Origin of the sequence: Thalassospira mesophila (assembly GCF_002115755.1) — a bacterium.
Taxonomy (GTDB): domain Bacteria; phylum Pseudomonadota; class Alphaproteobacteria; order Rhodospirillales; family Thalassospiraceae; genus Thalassospira; species Thalassospira mesophila.
In genome coordinates this window covers 15671-34692 of the sequence record NZ_JFKA01000013.1, presented here as the reverse complement: position 1 = coordinate 34692, position 19022 = coordinate 15671, and the positions used below count along the sequence as shown (strand labels likewise).

Below are 19022 nucleotides of genomic sequence, written 5' to 3'. Positions count from 1 at the left end.
AAATGGAGGCTTCAAAAATGATCAAATCAATGCTGTTCGCTGCTGTTGCGTTTGTCCCGTTATGTCTGGGCCAGGCACAGGCCGCCGAATATAACTGGGACCAGTCCACCGAATATGGCCCCAATTCCATCAACACCAAAACCGACGTTTTCTTTGCTGACCGGCTGAAGGAACTGTCGGGTGGTAAAATCGCTATTACCATTCATTCCGGTGCCGCACTCGGCTTTCGCGAAAAAGACCATCTTTTCGCAGTGGCCGATGGCGCATTGCCGATTGCCACCACGGTTAGCGGCACGCTGGCCGGTGTCGATCCGATCTTTTTGCTAAGCTCGCTGCCCTTCGTCGCCAAGGATTTTGACGATGTGCGTAAATTGTGGGAAATCGCCCGGCCTTATTACGAAAAAGTATTCGAAAAATACGACCAGAAACTAATCCACGCAGGCTGGATCGATCCGTCGGGGATCTGGGCGGAAAGCGAAATTAAATCACAGGCCGATTTGAAAAACCTGCGCATTCGCACCTATGATGCCACCGGCACCCGCGTGCTCGATGCCCTTGGTGCATCGCCGCTGCAAATTTCGTGGTCCGACGTGGTGCCGCAGTTGGCAACCGGTTCTATCTCGGCCGTGCTGACCGGGGTTGACGGCGGGGCCGCTGCCAATTTCTGGGATTACACCAGCGTTTTCACCCAGATCAATTATGCCATGCCGCTGACCTTTGTTCACATGAACATGGACGTTTACAATTCCCTGCCGCCGGAACTGCAAAAAGCCGTGATGCAGGCCGGTGAAGAAGCCACCGAATGGCGCGCCACCCAAATTCGCCAAAATCAGGCCGCCAAATATGACGAATTGCGCTCGCACGGCATGACTGTGATTGAAAAGGTTGATGCTGATTTTGCCCAAACCCTTTCATCTGCGTCACAGCCGGTAATCGATGACTGGAAAGCAAAAACCGGTTCGCGTGCTGACGAAATTCTCGCCAAATTCGCCGCTAAATAAAACGTTGCCGGTCCCGGCATGGCGGTATTTGCCATTGCCGGGACCGGTTTTTTAAGGCCCTGCCTGTTTTATAATCATATTGTTGGTTTGATTTCAAACTGCTGAATTTTTAACACAAGTGTTTGTACCAGATAGTCCATTCCGGCGCGGTGCAAAGCCCGGCATCATTCTTTTGATAGAATTGAAATCTTTATATCTGCGGCGGTCTTAACCATGCCGCAAAACGTCCGATATCATCAGGAGGCTGCAATCTTGCATTCTGCATCCGGCACCGGTTTTAACCGGTTTACATTTCCTGATTTGAAAACGGTGCTAGCCAAGGCAAGCCCGCTGCGCTCGGGCGATTTGCTGGCAGGCCTTGCCGCCGAAACCGACGAAGAACGGGTCGCTGCGCGCTATGCGCTGGCCGATATCCCCTTAAAACGTTTCCTGTCCGAAGCACTGGTGCCTTACGAACGTGATGAAGTCACGCGCCTGATCATGGATAGCCACGATTATACAGCGTTTATGGTGGTATCGTCGCTCACCGTGGGCGATTTTCGCAACTGGCTGTTATCCGATGATGCAACCCCGGCCACACTTAAGGCCTTGGCACCTGGCCTGACCCCGGAAATGGTGGCAGCGGTTAGCAAATTAATGCGCAATCAGGATTTGATCGCCGTTGCCCGCAAATGCCGGGTTGTTACCTCGTTTCGCAACACCATCGGTCTGGAAGGCCATCTGGGCGTTCGTTTGCAACCCAACCATCCCACCGATGATCCTGCCGGGGTGGCGGCCTCTATTCTCGATGGGTTGATGCACGGGGCAGGCGATGCCGTTATTGGCATTAACCCGGCGACTGATAGCCCCGATGCCATGATCGAACTTTTAAAACTGATTGATGATGTCCGCGAACGGCTGCAAATTCCGACCCAGTCCTGCGTTTTATCCCATGTTACCACCGCGATCGAGGCGATGAACCGCAATGCCCCGGTCGATCTGGTGTTTCAGTCCATCGCCGGTACCCAGTCCGCCAATGACAGCTTTGGCATTAATCTGGCGTTGCTGGCCGAAGCCCAACAGGCGGCGTCGTCGCTTAATCGCGGTACGGTTGGCAAGGATGTGATGTATTTTGAAACCGGGCAGGGGGCAGCATTATCGGCCGATGCGCATGAAGGGCTGGACCAGCAAACCGTTGAAACACGGGCCTATGCCGTTGCCCGGGCGTTTTCGCCGCTTTTGGTTAACACCGTGGTTGGTTTTATTGGCCCGGAATATCTGTTTGATGGCAAACAAATTACCCGTGCCGGGCTGGAAGACCATTTTTGTGCCAAGCTGTTAGGCGTGCCGATGGGGGTGGATGTGTGTTACACCAACCACGCCGAAGCTGATCAGGATGACATGGATAATTTGCTTACCCTGTTAGGCGTGGCGGGCACCAACTTTGTCATTGGCGTGCCCGGCGCAGATGACATCATGCTGAATTATCAAAGCACCAGCTTTCATGATGCCATGTATTTACGATCTGCCCTTAATTTACAGCCAGCACCCGAATTTGCCCAGTGGCTGCGCAAAATGGAAATTTTTGATCAAAGCGGGCGCACCCGCCCCAAACTTGATGGCAGCCTGACGCAGGATTTGCTGGCATGGTCGGGGGCGGCATAATGAGCATGGCTGATGATAATCCCAACGTCCCCCGGTTGGATCCATGGTCGCGTCTGCGCGTGCATACCAGTGCGCGCATCGGTCTTGGCCGGGTCGGCGATGGCCTGCCGACCAGTCAGTTGCTGGAATTTCAAATGGCCCATGCCCGCGCGCGTGATTCCGTTCATATGCCGTTTGACGCGGCAATGGTGGCGGGAAATCTGGCGCCGTTGAATTTACCGGTTATCACGGTGCAATCGCGCGCTGCCAACCGGGCAGAATTTTTGCAACGCCCCGATTATGGCCGCAAACTTAATGCGCAAAGCGAAACCGGCCTTTTCGATGCCGCGAACAATGCGGGTGCCAACACGTCACCCGATGTTGTGTTCATTTTGGCCGATGGGCTGTCTGCGCGTGCCGTTCACGAAAACGGGGCCGATATGGTCCGCCAGACCATCGCACTTTTGGGCGATGACTGGTCGATTGGCCCGGTTATTTTGGCCCATCAGGGCCGGGTGGCACTAGGCGACGAAATTGCCAGCCGGGTGAAGGCCAAAATCAGCGTGGTTTTAATCGGCGAACGTCCCGGCCTTTCCAGTGCCGATAGTCTGGGCGCGTATCTAACCTTTGCACCCAAACCGGGATGCAGCAACGCCCAGCGCAATTGCATTTCCAATATTCGCCCTGCGGGCTTCCCGGTATGCGATGCCGCGCACAAGCTGGTTTATCTAATGACCGAATGCCGTAAAAACAGCCTTTCGGGTGTAAAGCTCAAGGATAATTTTACCGCCCGCAATCTGGTCGAAACCACGCTTGCCTTACCGGAATAAACCCATAGCCCCGGCACGGTGATAACCTGTCGGGGTTTTATCTTTGGGGTAATGGCGGCCTAAAATGCCTCGCGGTATAGTGCCAGTGCATCTTCTTCGGTAATTTCAACCGGGTTATTGACCAGCAGGCGCGATTGTTTCATCGCATCTTTTGCCAGCATCGACAGGCTGTTGTCTGTCACATTGACATCGCGTAATCGTCGCGGTGCGCCACTTTCATCCATTAACGTCAGCATATGGGCGACAAACGCATCTGATCGCGCTGTAACATTGCCCGTTCCGGGTACTGCCATCACATCGGCCAGTTCGGCGTAAAGCGGGGCGGCGACTTTGGCGTTATAGCGTAATACCGGTCCCAGCATCAGCGCATTGGTCAGCCCGTGGGGCAAATGGTAATGCCCGCCCAGCGGATAGGCCAGGGCATGCACCGCCGCGACGGGCGAATTGGCAAATGCCTGCCCGGCCAGCATCGCGCCTAACAACATTTTTTCGCGCGCTGCACGGTTTGTGCCGTCCTTGCAAGCTGCGATCAGATTGTCGCTTAACAACCGAAGGGCTTCGCGGGCCAGCGCGTCGGATAACGGGTTCTTTTTGAATTTGGATGTATAGGCTTCAATGGCATGTACCATGGCATCAATGCCGGTGGCCGCGGTGTGAATTTGCGGCAAGCCCACGGTCAATTCCGCGTCAAGCAAAACAAAATCACCGTAAAGCTGGCGCGAAACAACACCCATCTTGGTCGTTTCTCCGGTGGTGATAATGGAAATATTTGTTACCTCTGACCCGGTACCCGCAGTGGTCGGCACCAAAGCCAGCGGTAATCGGTTTCCCTTAACATTGCCAATGCCATACATTTCAGTCAGCGGTTGTTCATTGGTAATTAGAACCGCGACCAGCTTGGCAATATCAAGCGACGATCCGCCGCCCAGGCCAATCACAATATCGATCTGTTTTGTTTTCGCCATATCGGCACAGCCCAGCACAATTGCTTCGGGTGGGTCGGCAACCACTTGATCAAAAAGGGTAACGTTAAATCCTGCCGCGACGAGCGATTTTTCTACCGGTGCAATCAGGCCCGCGTCAATCAGGCCACGATCCGTTATCAGCAAGGCCCGGCGCGCGTCAAAACGGCTTGCAAGCAACGCACCCAGTTGTTTTGATCCGCCCCATTCCACAAAAATGTCGGCCACAGTGGTAAAACCAAACGCGTTGCTGGTCATTATTCCCTCCTGATATTTATATGTTTTGGGCAGCAGGCTTTGCCGACGGCCATTTTGCGCTATTTGACCCTAAACCATTATATGTTGCAACAAATGCCGGGTTATACTTTGTCGCGGTTTGATCGTGATCGCTATGAAGATAAAGGCTGATAAATGACTATTGCCGATAACCTGAAATCTGATCACGCAGATACACCCGGCGATGATGAATGCCGCCATTTGGTTGGCATGGCGATGCCCGGTGTATCCCTGCCATCCACTGACGGTACCGGGTTTGATTTTGCTGTGACTCGCCCCGGCTGGTTGATTGTTTATTGTTATCCGCGCACCAGTTCACCCGACACACCTGCCCCGACGGACTGGGATGTTATCCCCGGCGCGCGCGGTTGTACCCCGCAAAGCTGCGCCTTTCGCGATCATTACCGCGAATTACAGCAAAAGGGGGCCGATGTTGTTGGCCTTAGCACACAGTCAACCGGCTATCAGGCTGAAATGGTCAATCGTCTGCATTTACCGTTTGCGGTTTTAAGTGATGAAAACCTTGAACTGGCAACCGCACTGCGATTGCCGGTTTTCCAGGTAGATGGCATGACGTTGCTGCGCCGTTTAACGCTGGCGATCAGGGATGGCATTATTCGCCATGTATTTTATCCGGTTACGGTGCCCGAAAACCATGCCGATGAAATTCTTTTATGGCTGGATCAGAATTAGGTCATGCCGGGGTGGCATAACCGGTGCGAATGGCATGGGCCCAATCCTCTCGTCCGTTATCGGCTGCTCGCCGGGCCGCTTCTTCATGGTCATAAGGCACCGCAATAAAGTCTACGTTTGGCATAGAGGTCTTTTCCGACAAGGCGATAATGGCATAACGTGCGTGGGGGCTGCAGCTTTCTGATACATGGGCCGGGGCGTCGTCGTTATAGGCCGGGCACCCGACAGAGCCGGGATTAATAATCGTTATATCGCCTTTGGTCCGCAATAGGTCCGGGCGATGACTGTGACCGGTTAGCACAATATTGGCACCGTTAACCGACCCCAGGCGTTGCGACACTGCCGGTTCGTGATCACGTACCAATCCGCCATTTTCAATGCGTTCCAGCAAATAGGTGGCATCATTGTTCGGTGTGGCATGGCAGGCAAAAATGCCGGGCACGGGCATTACGGTTTGTGGCAACGCACCCAGCCAGTTTTTGTCCGCCGTTGTTATTTCCTGCACGGCATAGCTGTCAGATGCGATCATTGTTTCCAGGGGCAGGGTGGCAACCTGCCGGTCATGGTTGCCACGCACGGTAATGGCGCCAAGCCGGTGTAAAATTTCCATGGTTTCGCGCGGCCATAACGGGCCAGATACACAATCTCCCAGGTTCACCACAATGTCGGCACCGCCCCGGTGCTTTATATCCGCAATGACAGTTTCCAGCGCCAGGGCATTTCCATGAATATCGGCAATTACAGCTATTTTCATTTTATTCCTGTCGGTCAGTTACATTGTCTTGCACCACTTTTATGCCCAGAAAAGCGCTGCCGTCAGCGCTGCAATCCCGGCCATTGTCCGGTTAATCAGACGCAGTTTTTTGCGGTCATGTAAAATGCTTTTCAATGCTGATCCAAATATAGCCCAAACCGCCATGCTGGGAACGCCGGTTATGGTAAAAACCAGGCATCCCAGCGCAATTTGAAGCCAGTAATGATCCCCTGGTGAAATAAATGTGGCAATAACTGTAATCGCAATCAGCCATGCTTTGGGATTGATAAATTGAAATGCAGCCGCCTGTAAAAACGAAATCGGTCGGGCGGCTCCGGGTTCTTTTAACTCGCCCGCGCGCCAAAGTTTAACGGCCAGCCACAATAAATAAAAGGTGCCGCAAATTTTTAAAACCAGCTGCAATCGTGGTTCAACGGCAAAGACAGCGCCAAGCCCTGCGCCTGTCAGACAAAGTTGCAGGGTAACGCCAAATGGAATACCCAAAATATGCGGAACCGTACGCCGAATACCAAATAACAGGCCCGATGATGTCAACATGACATTGTTTGGCCCCGGCGTTATGGACATCACGAAAGCATATAGTGCCAGGGAAAAAATGGTGGCAATGTCCATGTTGTTCCTTGCAGAATGACCCGGCAATGCGGATCGTATTTTAAAAATTTATCTGATCTGGAACAGCAGATTGCCAGCACATTTTTGTTTTGGCGAATGAGAATTCATCAGCAAAACGTGAAAACATTTCAGGGCCTGGCGGCGAACATGCCGGTTTGATCTTACCTTGCAGGCAATCTTAAAAACCATTGATGTCGATAGTTTGTATATCGCGCACCGGTTAGTTCCCTGTCAATTTCGTGCAGCAGTTCGTCGGGGGCAAGTGTATCATTTTCCGCCAATGCCAACAGGGCCGCCCCATGGCTGGTCCCGCCACTGCCCGATGCAATATGCACTGGTTGTTCGGCCCGAAATAACGCCAGAATTTGGCATAACAGGGCATTTTGGGCAAAGGGACCATCCAGTATCAGCGGGCCACCCGCCCCGATCATGCCCAGGCAATAATCGATCATTAATGCACTATAAAGCGTTGCAAGTGCCGCATGGTGGGCCGGTGTTGTAAGGAGTTCGTGATTTTCAATTTTGCCGTGATGCCCGGCAAAAGGCCCGCCTGCCGTTGCAAAGGATGGAATGGCAAAAACACACTGATCAATCACATGGTCGATATCATCGATGTTAAAGTCGGTTCTTGCATCCGCGCACAGGGTTTCATATTCGCGCCCGCCCATAAATCGCGCACTGGGTACGGCATGCCCGTCCAGGTCGACATTGCATAATGTATCGCGATCTTCGCGCAAATTGCGGGTAGCGGTACTCCCCACGCCAAAACAGATTACCCAGGTGCCACTTGATACCAGCGTAAAGGGTTTGGGCATTGTTTGAATATAGGGCACAAGCGATGCGTTGCTGTCGTGGATACCGCATAAAATTTCGCATTGAGGTGATATGCCGGTTTGTGCCGCAATGTCGGGCAAAAGGGTGCCTATCACGGCATCTGCCCGTTTGACGTCGGGAAATTTTCTGTGCCAGCCCTGTTTTTTTGCCAGGTTGGACCATTCCCCCGTTTCCGGGTGCCACAAATCGCTATGACACCCCAATGACGTGCACTCGCTGGCTTTTACCCCGCATAACCGCCACGCCCAATATTGCGGATACAGCAAAAAATCGCTGGCGGTATCAAACACATCACCTTGCGTTTGGCCTAATGCATAAATTTGCCGCCCGATATTAAGCCCGGCGGGCAAATCGGGGCTTAGGCTTTGCACAAACGGGTCTCGCAGGGCGGCGTAACGGGCGTTAATGGCGGCCGGTATTTCATTTTCATAATCAACTACCGGCATCACAACTGTATCGTCGTGCAAAACAACAACCGTTGCCCCATGTGTGGTTACAACAATGCGGGTAATGTTAAATTCGTTTGCTGCTTTTTGTAATTGTGCCAGGCAAAACTGCCATAATCCATCAATGTCATGATGGCGATAGGGCGGGCCGGGCAGGGGTGTGTTAGCCTGCTTTTCTTCCCAAAACAGCTGCGCATTTCGCGCATCATGGATGCTGATTTTGGCGTTGGTTTTGCCAATATCAAAAACGGCAATGGCAACGGGTCTTGTATGTTTCATGGCGATTACGGCATATGAAATACGGGTAAAAGCGGGCGGCTGACAGGGCTGTCATCGACATTGGTTGCCATAATGTCCCCCATATAGGCCCACCATTTTTGCATGATGGCAGTATCAGGCAGGGTATCCATGCCATGATCCGCCTTGCGCCTTAAAACAGCAAACAGAACATATGTTTCTTCGTCAATGAAAATGCTGTAATCGCAAATTCCGGCGTCTTTTAAAACCGTAACAAGTTCGGGCCAGATATCGTCGTGGCGGCGTTTATATTCGGTTGCCTGGCCGGGGTTCAACTGCATCTTAAAGGCAATCTGTTCCATTTATCCGCCTCGCATTTTTGAACGCATTTTTTGAGCTTGCACAACCCGTCGCCATATAATGGGTGTGCCAATGACTGCGATCAGCAAAATGCCGGTAAAAATGGACATAACGATACCTGGCACATTCAAAAGTCCCATGCCAAATGTCACCAGTCCCATCAAAAATACAGCAATAAATACGCCGGCAATGCTGCCCGCCCCGCCCATGATGCTGACACCGCCCAAAACCACCATCGTGATCACTTCCAGTTCCCAGCCCATCGCGATGGACGGCCGGGTGGAACCAATGCGTGATGTTAGCAAGATGGCGGCAATCCCGGAAAAAAGCCCCACCAGTGTAAACAGTACCATGCGATGCCGTTTTACATTGATGCCCGAAAACAACGCCGCTGTCGGGTTGTTGCCAATGGCAAAAACGCGGCGCCCAAAGATTGTCTTATGCAGAATCACGGCGAAAATCACCGCGAGCAACAGAAACAGGGTAAATTCAAACGAAATCACCCCGTAAACATAACCCTGGCCGAAAAAGGCAAAACCTTGCGGATAATCGCGATACACCCCGTCGCCCAGCACGATATAGGCAATGCCGCGATACAGGCTCATGGTGCCGATGGTCACAACAATGGCAGGAATGTCAAAGCGGGTGATGATATAGCCATTAAAAAGCCCGGCGAGTAATCCCACGCCTGCGCCAATTGCTACCATTCCCGCAGGGTCGATACCGGCGCTGTTGGCCGCCCCCATTGCAACGGATGACAAGGCAATGGTCGATGCTACCGACAAATCAATGTCGCGGGCAATAATCAGCAACGCCATTGGCAAGGCGATGATTGCTTTTTCCGTGAAGTTAAATGTCGCATCCGACAGGCTCCACGGGTCAAGGAAATAGGGGGATAATTGTGTGTTGGCGAAAAATGCCAGCGCCACAAATACCAGCAATAATGTTTCCCAGCGCAGCAAGCGGTTGCGCCAGGCCCCGTTCAGATTGTCGGGTAAAAATCGCTGGTTTCCGGTTTGGTGTTGTGTCGTGTGCGGTGCGGTTTGTTGCAGGGTTTGACGGTTCATTGATGCACCTCTCGCAAAATGCGGCGTCCTACCTGTTTTTCACTGCGCGAATTAATAATAACGGCCAGCACAATCACGCCCCCGGAAATTGCCATTTGCCAGAACGGTGAAATACCTAAAACCGGCAGGGCGTTTTTGATCAGGCCCAAAAAAATCGCGCCCAATGCTGCCCCCCACACAGAACCAATACCCCCGGCAATGGAAATACCGCCAATTACACAGGCGGCGACCACCTGCAATTCAAACGCCAGGGCCACCTCGGTATAGGCAACTGCAAACCGTGATACCCACAAATATCCGCACAAACCCGCCATCGCGCCAGAAATGCAAAATGTAATGAACTGGTATTTACCCACATTCAGTCCGGCATACACGGCGGCCTTGGGGTTGCCGCCAATGGCAAAAATGGCGCGGCCAGTGGCGCTATAGCGGCAAAACAGCGCAACCAGCACAATCATGATGATTGCCAACCACGACAGTGTTGTCAGGCCCAATGTCACTTCACGGGGAAACGCCAAAAATTGCGGTGTCATTTCGTGGGCATTCACCCATTCGCCACCGCTTAGCAAAAAGACCATGCCGCGATAAATGCTCATGGTGCCAAGGGTTACAACGATGGATGGAATGCCGATCAGCCATACCAATATGCCATTGAAGGCGCCCAAAACTGCACCAATACCAATTGACATCACAAGGGTGACAAGGGCAGGGGTTTCGGGGTGCGCCACATTGATCAACGCAACAATCATCCCGGTCAATGCCAGATTGGACGCAACCGATAAATCAATGCAACGCGTTACAATCACCAGCATCTGGACCATTGCCAGCATGATCAGAATGGCAGTGTCATCTAACAGTTCAGACAGGTTGTTGGGGCTTATAAAAAATGCTTCCTGTGTGCCAATTCCGACGGTCATTAAGATAATAATCGCCGCGAGGATCCATTCGCGATGGGCCAGAATTCTGGCAAGGGGTGATGGGGTGTTTGTCATTTATGCAGCCCCCGTTGCAGCGGTTACGATCGCTTCGGCGCTGGCCGTGTCGCGGTCAAACCGGGCGGCAATGCGGCCTTCATGCATCACTATAATCCGGTCGGACATGCCCATAATTTCGGGCAATTCAGATGACACCATAATCACCGACAATCCCTGTGCCACCAGATCACCCATAAACTGGTGAACGGCGGCCTTCGACCCGATATCAATACCCTTGGTCGGTTCATCAACGACAATGACATTGGGGTTGGTCGCCAGCCATTTGCCAATCACCACCTTTTGCTGGTTCCCGCCTGACAGGTTTTCAACATTCTCGCTTAGGCTGGCGGCCTTTAGATTCAGGCTTTGTGCATAATGGCGGGCAACGTCATATTCGCATGCCATGTCAATAAACCCGTGGCGCGACAGGCCGCCTAACCGGGGCAGGGTAATGTTTTGAAAAATGGGCAGGCTCAGGATCGCGCCTTGATGCTGGCGATCTTCGGGCACATATACCAGCCCGCTTGAGATAGCCTGGCTGGTATTGGCCGGGGCATAGGGTTTGTTCTGCAGTGTCATGCTACCGGCATTGGTTTTTGTCAGCCCAAACAGGGCCTGCATCACTTCGCTGCGCCCGGCCCCCACCAGCCCGTAAAAGCCCAAAATCTCGCCTTTGCGCAAATCAAACGAAATATCGTTAAATTCGGTCGGGTGTGACAGGCCCTGCACTGTCATTACAATCGGGCCAATTTCGGCGTCGGTTTTGGGGTAAACCTGCTCAACTGTGCGGCCAACCATCATGGCAACCAGGTCATTCTGGGTTACGGCGCCGATCATGCCCGATCCCACAAGTTGCCCGTCGCGAAACACGGTATAGCGGTCGCAAATTTCAAAAATTTCATCAAACTTATGGCTGATAAACAGGATCGCCTTGCCTTCTTCTTTCAGGCGGCGCACCAGCTTGTATAGATCGTTGATTTCCTGATGCGACAGCGATGCTGTCGGTTCATCCATGATTACTATATTGGAATTGTGCGAAATGGCCGATGCAAACGACACCATGTGCTTGTGCGCAACACTCAGGTTTTTAAGGGGTGTTTGCGGGTCAACCGGCACATCAAGGTATTCCAGCAATTGCCGGGCGCGTTTGCGCATCAAGGGCCAATCCAGCATCCCCAGCCAGTTGCGGTCCTGATTGTTGATAAAAATGTTTTCAGTGACGCTAAGCTCATCGAACATCACCGCTTCCTGATGAATGGCGGAAATGCCCGATTTTACGGCATCGGTGGCGGCATGAAATTCAACCACAGTGTCACCCACCCGTATTTCGCCGCCGTCCGGGGTGTAAATACCGGTTAAAACCTTAACCAGCGTGGATTTTCCAGCCCCGTTTTCCCCAATCAGCGCTGTGACCTGGCCGGGAAACAGTTGCAGGCCAACACCGTCCAGTGCCTTAACCCCGGGAAAGGTCTTGGAAACGTTTTTAAGTTCTAAAACAGGCGTGTCCATGAAACGGACCCTTGTCGCTGTCACTATCGAAAAATGTGGAAATGGTGCGTGTGGCGCAGTTGTGCCGTTGGCTGTGTCTGCGCGATATATGTTTACGCCACCAAAAACCGTTGCAGGAAAAAATGGAAACCGGCACAGGGAGGCAAAAACCGGTTTCCATCAACCCTTGCGGGATCAGAAAATTTTGGCGAATTTTTCAACATTGCTGGCGTCGTAAACAAACGGTTCCGACATGGCGCCATCACCATTTTCGTCAAACGAAATAGTCCCCATACGACCCGCTTCAATCCTGGAATTCGGGCCACCTTCGGCACCGGTTGCCAGTTTGTAGGAAATCATCATGGCGCTGTAACCCAAATCAATCGGGTTCCAGATGGCAAAACTTTTCACCGATCCTTTTTCAACATGGCCCGCCAGTTCCGATGGCAAACCAAGGCCGGTGACAAATACTTTGCCCACCATGTTCTGGTCTTCAACTGCTTGCGCGGCGGCGACAATACCCACCGATGTCGGGGCAACAATTGCTTTAAGGTCCGGGTATTTTTTCAAAAGGGCGACGGTTTCGCGATAGCTTTTATCGGCCAAATCATCGCCGTAAACTGTATCAACCAGCTTTAAACCGCTATAATCGGGCAGGGCCTTTTTCATCTCCTCAATCCAGATATTCTGGTTGGTTGATGTGGGTGTGGCACTTAAAATCGCGATATCACCGCCGCCATCCCCCACAACGTCGGCCGCCAGTTTGACGCAGGTTTTACCGATCAGTTCATTGTTGGACGGGTTAAGATGCACAATGCGGGCATCCTGGGCAACGCCACTATCCCACGAAATAACCTTGATGCCGCGTTGCATAGCGCGTTTCAAAATCGGGGCCAGGGCATCGGGGTCATTGGCCGATACGGCAATCGCATCCACATGCTGGGCCATCAGGGAATTGATGCTTTCAATCTGGCCTTCTGCTGTGGTCGATGTCGGGCCGGTGTAAATAACCTCGGCATTGCCAACTTCCTTGGCGGCTTCCATCGCGCCATCGCGCGCGGCTTCAAAAAAACCGTTTCCCAGTGATTTTACCACCAGGCCAACACGAATGGTGTCTGCCGCCTGGGCCGATACGGTTGCAAGACCAAACACAAGGGCCGCAGCCGCCAAAAGGGACTTCCTGAATTTCATAGCGTTTCCTCCATGATATGACGTTTGTTTTCATTATCCGGTGTCACGCACAGGCTCTGGCGGCCCTTATATTATGCGCTTGCCGTTTCTTCCGTGGCGTCTTCTTCACACTCCGCAATCACAACATTCACACCCGCCTTATCGAGCATCGTGCGATCTTCGTCGCGAATGCCATCATCGGTAATCAGGGTGTCAATGCGGTCCAACCGGCACAAAAACATGTTGCTGCGCTGGCTGAATTTCGAACTGTCAATCATCACCACCAGCTTCTCGGCCTGCTCGATCAGGCGCTGCTCGGACTGGATGATTAACGGGTCACTTTCCATCAAACCCATCGCGTTGATCCCCTGTGCGCCAACAAAGGCCTTGGACGCATAAAAATTGTGGATCACATCGCTTTCAAACGGGCTTAAAATAATATTCTGTTCGCGGTAAATGGTGCCGCCGGGCAAAACCACATTGTTTTCGCTATGTTTGATCAGAAATTCGGCCAGCAAAAACGAATTGGTCAAAATTTGCATTTTGCGCGATTTTAACAGTGGCGCCATCTGATAGGTGGTTGACCCACCGTGAATGACAATCGAGTCACCGGCACTGCACATCTCGACCGCTTTGGCCGCAATAGCCGATTTTTGTATGACCTTCATGGTTTTGCTGACAAAAAATGGCCGCCCCAGCAACGACTGGTTCGACACCGGATGCAAGGCTTCTGCCCCACCGCGAATACGGCGCAGTTTGCCATCCTGATCAAGCGCATTGATGTCGCGGCGAATGGTCGCCTCCGATGCATCAAGCATGTCAACAAGCTGGGCCACGGTCACCACCGGGCGCTCGCCAACAGCGCGCAAAATCAATCTGTGTCGTTCACGTTCGTGCATTTTGTTTCTCCATTCGCCTGATATTCCCGCAAAACCAGTCATTGTCAATCGTAAAATTGTCACAATCAATCATATTGCGCTGCAATATTGAAACTTTATGATCGTTATTGATTGACTATGATTGAAAACGGCGGTAGGCATTTTTAAAAATTGGCTGGCATTTAACGCTGGTCTTCATGGTGTAACGTCCAACCAACAGGTTATCAGGTCATGGCTTCTGTTTCGTCTGATGTGCTTCTTCCACATAAATGGGATGCCGCCCACGCGGCGAAATTAAGCGAGCCCGAACGGCTTTTATACCGTTCCAATCTGCTGGGGTCGGATTTAAGGATTACCAACTTTGGCGGCGGAAATACATCGGCAAAGGTCTTTCAAAAAGACCTGTTAACCGGAAACGAGGCCGAAGTTCTGTGGGTCAAGGGCTCCGGCGGCGATGTCGGCAGCATGAAGCTGGATGGTTTTTCCACCCTTTATATGGAAAAACTGCGTGCGTTAAAGGACCTGTATCGCGGGCCGGATCATGAAGATGAAATGGTCGGCTATCTGCCCCATTGCACCTTTAACCTCAACCCCCGTGCGGCCAGCATCGACACCCCGCTTCATGCCTATATCAACAAACCCCATGTTGACCATATGCACCCTGATGCGGTTATTGCCATTGCAGCATCCAAAGACAGCAAGGCCATGACGCAGGAAGTTTTTGGCGGCGATATTGGCTGGCTGCCCTGGAAACGCCCGGGTTATGAACTGGGGCTGATGCTGGAAAAATATTTTAACGAAAACCCCGACAGCAAAGGTGTTGTTCTGGAATCGCACGGGCTGTTCACCTGGGGTGATAGTGCCGAAGAATGCTATTCCGTCACGATTGACATCATTAACAAGGCCATCGCCTGGTTCGCGACCAAAACCGCCGGGGTAACGGCATTTGGCGGGGCAAAGCATCAAAGCCTTGATACATCACAGCGCCGTGCCATTGCTTCCACCTTAATGCCCCGCATTCGCAGCTTCATTGACCGCGACGAACGTAAAATTGGCCATTTCACCGATGATCCGGTCGTGCTGGAATTTGTTAATTCGCAAAAGCTGCAATCATTGGCCGCGCTTGGCACATCCTGCCCGGACCACTTCCTGCGCACCAAAATTCGCCCGGTTATCATTGATCTGAACCCGGCCCAGCCCGATGTGGACGGCATTATCGCCGGTCTGTCCGATGCCTTTGCTGCCTATCGCGAAGATTACAAAGGCTATTATGACCGTTGCAAACGCCCCAACAGCCCCGCCATGCGCGACCCTAACCCGGTTATTTACCTGATCCCCGGTGTGGGTATGCTGTCCTTTGCCAAGGACAAGGCAACGGCGCGCATTGCCGGTGAATTTTATATCAACGCCATTAATGTCATGCGCGGTGCCGATACCGTCAGCACCTATATGGGGCTGGACGAACAGGAAGCCTTCGACATTGAATACTGGTTGTTAGAAGAAGCCAAATTGCAACGCATGCCCAAACCCAAAAGCCTGGCCGGACAGGTTGCTGTGGTTACTGGCGGGGCAGGCGGTATTGGCCGGGCCTCCTGTGCACGGTTATTACGCGAAGGGGCCTGTGTTGTGGCCTGCGATATTGATGCCGAAGGCCTTGAAACGGCCGTTTCCGACCTGCAAGCGGCCTTTGGCAAGGATGTCGTGCGTGGCCTTCCGGTAAATGTAACCGACGAACAATCGGTGATTAAACTGATGCATGACAGCTGCGCGGAATTTGGCGGTATTGATATTCTGGTTTCCAACGCTGGTATTTCATCTGCCGCCCCGATTGATGAAACATCATTAGCAGTCTGGCAGCGCAATATGGATATTCTGTCCACCGGGTATTTTCTGGTCTCGCGCGAAGCCTTCAAAATCATGAAATTACAGGACCGCGCGGCCAGCATGGTGTTTGTTGCCAGCAAAAACGGTTTGGTGGCCTCGCCGGGCGCATCGGCCTATTGCACGGCAAAGGCATCGGAAATTCATCTGGCCCGCTGTTTGGCGCTGGAAGGTGCGCCTTATGGTATTCGTGTTAACGTTGTTAACCCCGATGCCGTTTTGCGCGGCTCCAAAATCTGGACGGGCGAATGGCGCGAACAGCGTGCCAAAGCTTATGATATGGAACCCGACCAGCTTGAAGAACATTACCGCAAGCGCAGCATGTTAAAGCTTAACGTTCTGCCCGAAGATATTGCCGAAGCCATCTATTTTCTGGCATCTGACATGGCGGCAAAATCGACCGGTAATATCCTCAATGTTGATGCCGGGCACGCCCCGTCCTTTACGCGCTAACCCATATAATGGCCCGAAAAAGATAATAACGGGCCGGGGAGGAAACCAGAAATGGCCGACAAACAGATCGATCCGGCATTAATCGCCGATCATAATCAAAACGCCCTTGCCGATATGCTGGCGGATTACGACGCATTGGGGGCAAAACTCGCCCGCCAAAATGTTGATATTGAACAGCTGACCCAAAAGGCGGTTGATTTTGGCGTTGCCATTCCGTCATGGGGTGTGGGCACCGGCGGCACGCGCTTTGCCCGTTTCCCCGGCCTTGGCGAACCTCGCAATATTTACGAAAAACTCGCCGACTGCGCGGTGATTGCGCAACTATCGCAGGCAACCCCCACGGTATCACTGCATATTCCATGGGACCGGCCCGATGACCCGGCGGAGCTTCGCGAAACGGCGGCATCGTGGGGCCTTGGCATTGATGCCATGAACTCCAATACCTTTCAGGACCATGACGATATGCCGTTATCGTTCAAATATGGCAGCCTCTCGCATACGGACGAGGCCGTGCGTGAACAGGCGATTGCACATAATATCGATTGCATTGAAATCGGCCAAAAGCTGGGATCAAAGGCGCTGACGGTCTGGATCGGCGATGGCACCAATTTCCCCGGTCAGCAAAGTTTCACCCGCAGTTTTGAACGTTACCTTGAGGCGATGAAAAAGGTGTACGCGGCCTTGCCTGATGACTGGCGGGTTTTCATCGAACATAAAATTTATGAACCGGCCTTTTATTCCACCGTTATTCAGGATTGGGGCAGCAATTACCTGGCGGCAAAGGAACTGGGCGACAAGGCCCAATGCCTGGTTGATCTGGGCCATCATGCGCCCGGCGTAAATATTGAAATGATCGTTGCGCGCCTGTTTCAGTTTGGCAAACTGGGCGGTTTTCATTTCAACGACAGCAAATATGGCGATGACGACCTTGATGCAGGCTCTATCAACCCGTATCAGCTGTTTTTGGTGTTTAACGAACTGGTCGATGCCGAACTTTCAAATCCGTCCGGCTTTAACCCCGCCTATATGCTCGACCAGTCCCACAACGTCACCGACCCGATCGAAAGCCTTATCTCCAGTGCGGTTGAAGTCCAACGTGCCTATATTCAGGCATTGCTGGTGGACCGCGCCAAACTGGCCGACTATCAGGACACTAACGATGTAATGATGGCAAACCGAACCCTGAAATCGGCCTATATCACCGATGTATCGCCCATTTTGGCGATGGCGCGGCATCGTGCAGGCGGCGCAATTGACCCGATTACAACCTATCGCGCCACGGGTTATCGCGAAACGGTGGGTAAACAGCGACCAGCGCGTAAAGGTAGCGGCGGGGGGATTGTCTGATATCAAAACCAACCCCTGCCAAAACCGGCAGGGGTTGGCCATTGATTATGTTATAATGTTACAAGTTAGGCTTCGCTGGCAAAGGCAAAATGAACCTTAACCGCCTTGCTACGGTCGCGTGCCATATCAAATGCGGCAACGGCATCTTCCAAATCAAAACTGGTGGTAATGATCGGGCGGACATCGATTTTGCCGGTGTCGATGGCATGAACGGCATCGGCGTATTCGGTATGGAAACGGTGGGTGCCGATAATCGTCAATTCCTTGGCAACAACCGGGTTGAACGATACCGGAATATCGCCAGCAACGCCGACCTGCACCAAAATACCTTGCGGGCGCAGCATTTTAATCGCTGATTGAATGGCAGGGGCCGCGGCCGAGCATTCAAAACACACATCAATCTGGCCTTTGCCGTCTTCATAAATGGCAAGGTCGCTGGCATGGGTGGCAATGTTAACGGTTTTGGTTGCGCCCATTTGGGCGGCAACACCCAATGCGTAATCCTGCAAATCGGTGACAATAATTTCCGCTGCCCCGGCCTGTTTTGCCGCTGCCGCGCATAATGCCCCAATCGGCCCGGCACCGGTTACCAAAACACGCTTGCCGGTTAAGTCACCCGCCCGGCTGACCGCGTGCAGGCAAACTGCCAGCGGTTCGGCGCAGGCCGCCTGCGCCAGGCTGGTGCCGTTTGAAACCGGCACGCATTGTTTGGCATCCAGTGTCATGACATCGCGAAAGGCGCCTTGCATGTGGGGCAGGCGCATGGCCGATCCAAAAAACCGCATATTCAGGCAATGCTGCTGCAAATTTTGCTGGCAATATTCGCATTCACCGCAAGGATGACTGGGGTTAAGGGCAACTTTTTGCCCCACCGACACATCGGTCCCACCATCGGCCACGGCAATAACCGTTCCGGCCACTTCGTGGCCCAGAATAATTGGCTCGCGCACGCGGATTTGACCAATGCCGCCTTCATAAAAATAATGAATGTCCGAACCGCAAATTCCGCCAGCACCGACGCGCACGGTAACCTGCCCGGCTTCGGGCGTTGCGACAATATCGGTTTCAATACGAACATCTTGCTGGCCATACAGGCGGCACACACGGGTTTCCAT

The 19022-nt window shown here is 52.7% G+C and carries 17 protein-coding genes; 6 read left to right on the top strand and 11 right to left on the bottom strand.

Annotated features, from left to right (window positions below; genetic code table 11):
* Positions 1-17: 17 nt before the first annotated feature.
* From TMES_RS19315 to eutC, 3 genes are all read left to right on the top strand, one after another.
* Positions 18-1001, top strand: coding sequence for a TRAP transporter substrate-binding protein (locus TMES_RS19315; RefSeq protein ID WP_158091275.1), 984 nt, complete (start codon positions 18-20; stop codon positions 999-1001).
* 252 nt (positions 1002-1253) lie between these two features.
* The gene (locus TMES_RS19310) at positions 1254-2645 is read left to right on the top strand and encodes an ethanolamine ammonia-lyase subunit EutB (RefSeq protein WP_245835519.1); all 1392 of its coding nucleotides are present in this window, start codon (positions 1254-1256) and stop codon (positions 2643-2645) included.
* Positions 2645-3454: an ethanolamine ammonia-lyase subunit EutC gene (gene eutC / locus TMES_RS19305; protein ID WP_245835518.1), complete on the top strand. Its 810-nt coding sequence runs from the start codon at positions 2645-2647 to the stop codon at positions 3452-3454. The genes TMES_RS19310 and eutC overlap by 1 nt, the downstream gene beginning before the upstream one ends.
* A gap of 59 nt (positions 3455-3513) precedes the next feature.
* On the opposite strand, the gene TMES_RS19300 is transcribed toward eutC, so the two are convergent.
* On the bottom strand, positions 3514-4674 hold the full coding sequence (locus tag TMES_RS19300; protein ID WP_085585621.1) for an iron-containing alcohol dehydrogenase: 1161 nt from the start codon (positions 4672-4674) through the stop codon (positions 3514-3516).
* Positions 4675-4827: 153 nt separating this feature from the next.
* On the opposite strand from TMES_RS19300, the gene TMES_RS19295 reads away from it, so the two are divergent.
* Positions 4828-5385: a peroxiredoxin gene (locus TMES_RS19295; RefSeq protein WP_085585619.1), complete on the top strand. Its 558-nt coding sequence runs from the start codon at positions 4828-4830 to the stop codon at positions 5383-5385.
* 1 nt (position 5386) lies between these two features.
* Here TMES_RS19295 and TMES_RS19290 read toward each other — a convergent pair whose 3' ends face one another.
* The 9 genes from TMES_RS19290 to TMES_RS19250 all read right to left on the bottom strand — a co-directional run bounded on the left by TMES_RS19290 (position 5387) and on the right by TMES_RS19250 (position 14247).
* The gene (locus TMES_RS19290; RefSeq protein ID WP_085585617.1) at positions 5387-6139 is read right to left on the bottom strand and encodes a metallophosphoesterase family protein; all 753 of its coding nucleotides are present in this window, start codon (positions 6137-6139) and stop codon (positions 5387-5389) included.
* Between the two features lie 39 nt (positions 6140-6178).
* The gene (locus TMES_RS19285) at positions 6179-6772 is read right to left on the bottom strand and encodes a LysE family translocator (protein WP_085585615.1); all 594 of its coding nucleotides are present in this window, start codon (positions 6770-6772) and stop codon (positions 6179-6181) included.
* A 161-nt stretch (positions 6773-6933) separates the two neighbouring features.
* Entirely contained in the window at positions 6934-8331 is a 1398-nt protein-coding gene (locus TMES_RS19280; protein WP_085585613.1) for an FGGY-family carbohydrate kinase, read from the bottom strand.
* A gap of 5 nt (positions 8332-8336) precedes the next feature.
* Entirely contained in the window at positions 8337-8651 is a 315-nt protein-coding gene (gene rhaM, locus TMES_RS19275; protein ID WP_085585611.1) for an L-rhamnose mutarotase, read from the bottom strand.
* Positions 8652-9716, bottom strand: coding sequence for an ABC transporter permease (locus TMES_RS19270; RefSeq protein WP_085585609.1), 1065 nt, complete (start codon positions 9714-9716; stop codon positions 8652-8654).
* Entirely contained in the window at positions 9713-10708 is a 996-nt protein-coding gene (locus tag TMES_RS19265; RefSeq protein ID WP_085585608.1) for an ABC transporter permease, read from the bottom strand. The genes TMES_RS19270 and TMES_RS19265 overlap by 4 nt, the downstream gene beginning before the upstream one ends.
* The gene (locus TMES_RS19260; RefSeq protein WP_085585606.1) at positions 10709-12199 is read right to left on the bottom strand and encodes a sugar ABC transporter ATP-binding protein; all 1491 of its coding nucleotides are present in this window, start codon (positions 12197-12199) and stop codon (positions 10709-10711) included.
* Positions 12200-12373: 174 nt separating this feature from the next.
* Entirely contained in the window at positions 12374-13369 is a 996-nt protein-coding gene (gene rhaS, locus TMES_RS19255; RefSeq protein ID WP_085585604.1) for a rhamnose ABC transporter substrate-binding protein, read from the bottom strand.
* Positions 13370-13440: 71 nt separating this feature from the next.
* The gene (locus TMES_RS19250) at positions 13441-14247 is read right to left on the bottom strand and encodes a DeoR/GlpR family DNA-binding transcription regulator (protein ID WP_085585602.1); all 807 of its coding nucleotides are present in this window, start codon (positions 14245-14247) and stop codon (positions 13441-13443) included.
* A gap of 210 nt (positions 14248-14457) precedes the next feature.
* On the opposite strand from TMES_RS19250, the gene TMES_RS19245 reads away from it, so the two are divergent.
* A complete protein-coding gene (locus TMES_RS19245) occupies positions 14458-16560 on the top strand; it encodes a bifunctional rhamnulose-1-phosphate aldolase/short-chain dehydrogenase (RefSeq protein ID WP_085585601.1) in 2103 nt (700 codons plus the stop codon).
* Positions 16561-16611: 51 nt separating this feature from the next.
* The gene (rhaI, locus tag TMES_RS19240) at positions 16612-17907 is read left to right on the top strand and encodes an L-rhamnose catabolism isomerase (RefSeq protein WP_085585599.1); all 1296 of its coding nucleotides are present in this window, start codon (positions 16612-16614) and stop codon (positions 17905-17907) included.
* A 65-nt stretch (positions 17908-17972) separates the two neighbouring features.
* Here the strand turns inward: rhaI and TMES_RS19235 are convergent, their stop codons facing one another.
* A complete protein-coding gene (locus tag TMES_RS19235; RefSeq protein WP_085585597.1) occupies positions 17973-19022 on the bottom strand; it encodes an L-idonate 5-dehydrogenase in 1050 nt (349 codons plus the stop codon).

What these genes read in the sequence shown, in the direction of transcription:
- TMES_RS19315 (WP_158091275.1), top strand. Translation starts at nt 18, where the DNA reads ATGATCAAATCAATGCTGTTCGCTGCTGTTGCGTTTGTCCCGTTATGT.
- eutC (WP_245835518.1), top strand. Translation starts at nt 2,645, where the DNA reads ATGAGCATGGCTGATGATAATCCCAACGTCCCCCGGTTGGATCCATGG.
- TMES_RS19300 (WP_085585621.1), bottom strand. Translation starts at nt 4,674, where the DNA reads ATGACCAGCAACGCGTTTGGTTTTACCACTGTGGCCGACATTTTTGTG.
- TMES_RS19295 (WP_085585619.1), top strand. Translation starts at nt 4,828, where the DNA reads ATGACTATTGCCGATAACCTGAAATCTGATCACGCAGATACACCCGGC.
- TMES_RS19290 (WP_085585617.1), bottom strand. Translation starts at nt 6,139, where the DNA reads ATGAAAATAGCTGTAATTGCCGATATTCATGGAAATGCCCTGGCGCTG.
- TMES_RS19285 (WP_085585615.1), bottom strand. Translation starts at nt 6,772, where the DNA reads ATGGACATTGCCACCATTTTTTCCCTGGCACTATATGCTTTCGTGATG.
- TMES_RS19280 (WP_085585613.1), bottom strand. Translation starts at nt 8,331, where the DNA reads ATGAAACATACAAGACCCGTTGCCATTGCCGTTTTTGATATTGGCAAA.
- rhaM (WP_085585611.1), bottom strand. Translation starts at nt 8,651, where the DNA reads ATGGAACAGATTGCCTTTAAGATGCAGTTGAACCCCGGCCAGGCAACC.
- TMES_RS19270 (WP_085585609.1), bottom strand. Translation starts at nt 9,716, where the DNA reads ATGAACCGTCAAACCCTGCAACAAACCGCACCGCACACGACACAACAC.
- TMES_RS19265 (WP_085585608.1), bottom strand. Translation starts at nt 10,708, where the DNA reads ATGACAAACACCCCATCACCCCTTGCCAGAATTCTGGCCCATCGCGAA.
- TMES_RS19260 (WP_085585606.1), bottom strand. Translation starts at nt 12,199, where the DNA reads ATGGACACGCCTGTTTTAGAACTTAAAAACGTTTCCAAGACCTTTCCC.
- rhaS (WP_085585604.1), bottom strand. Translation starts at nt 13,369, where the DNA reads ATGAAATTCAGGAAGTCCCTTTTGGCGGCTGCGGCCCTTGTGTTTGGT.
- TMES_RS19250 (WP_085585602.1), bottom strand. Translation starts at nt 14,247, where the DNA reads ATGCACGAACGTGAACGACACAGATTGATTTTGCGCGCTGTTGGCGAG.
- TMES_RS19245 (WP_085585601.1), top strand. Translation starts at nt 14,458, where the DNA reads ATGGCTTCTGTTTCGTCTGATGTGCTTCTTCCACATAAATGGGATGCC.
- rhaI (WP_085585599.1), top strand. Translation starts at nt 16,612, where the DNA reads ATGGCCGACAAACAGATCGATCCGGCATTAATCGCCGATCATAATCAA.
- TMES_RS19235 (WP_085585597.1), bottom strand. Translation starts at nt 19,022, where the DNA reads ATGGAAACCCGTGTGTGCCGCCTGTATGGCCAGCAAGATGTTCGTATT.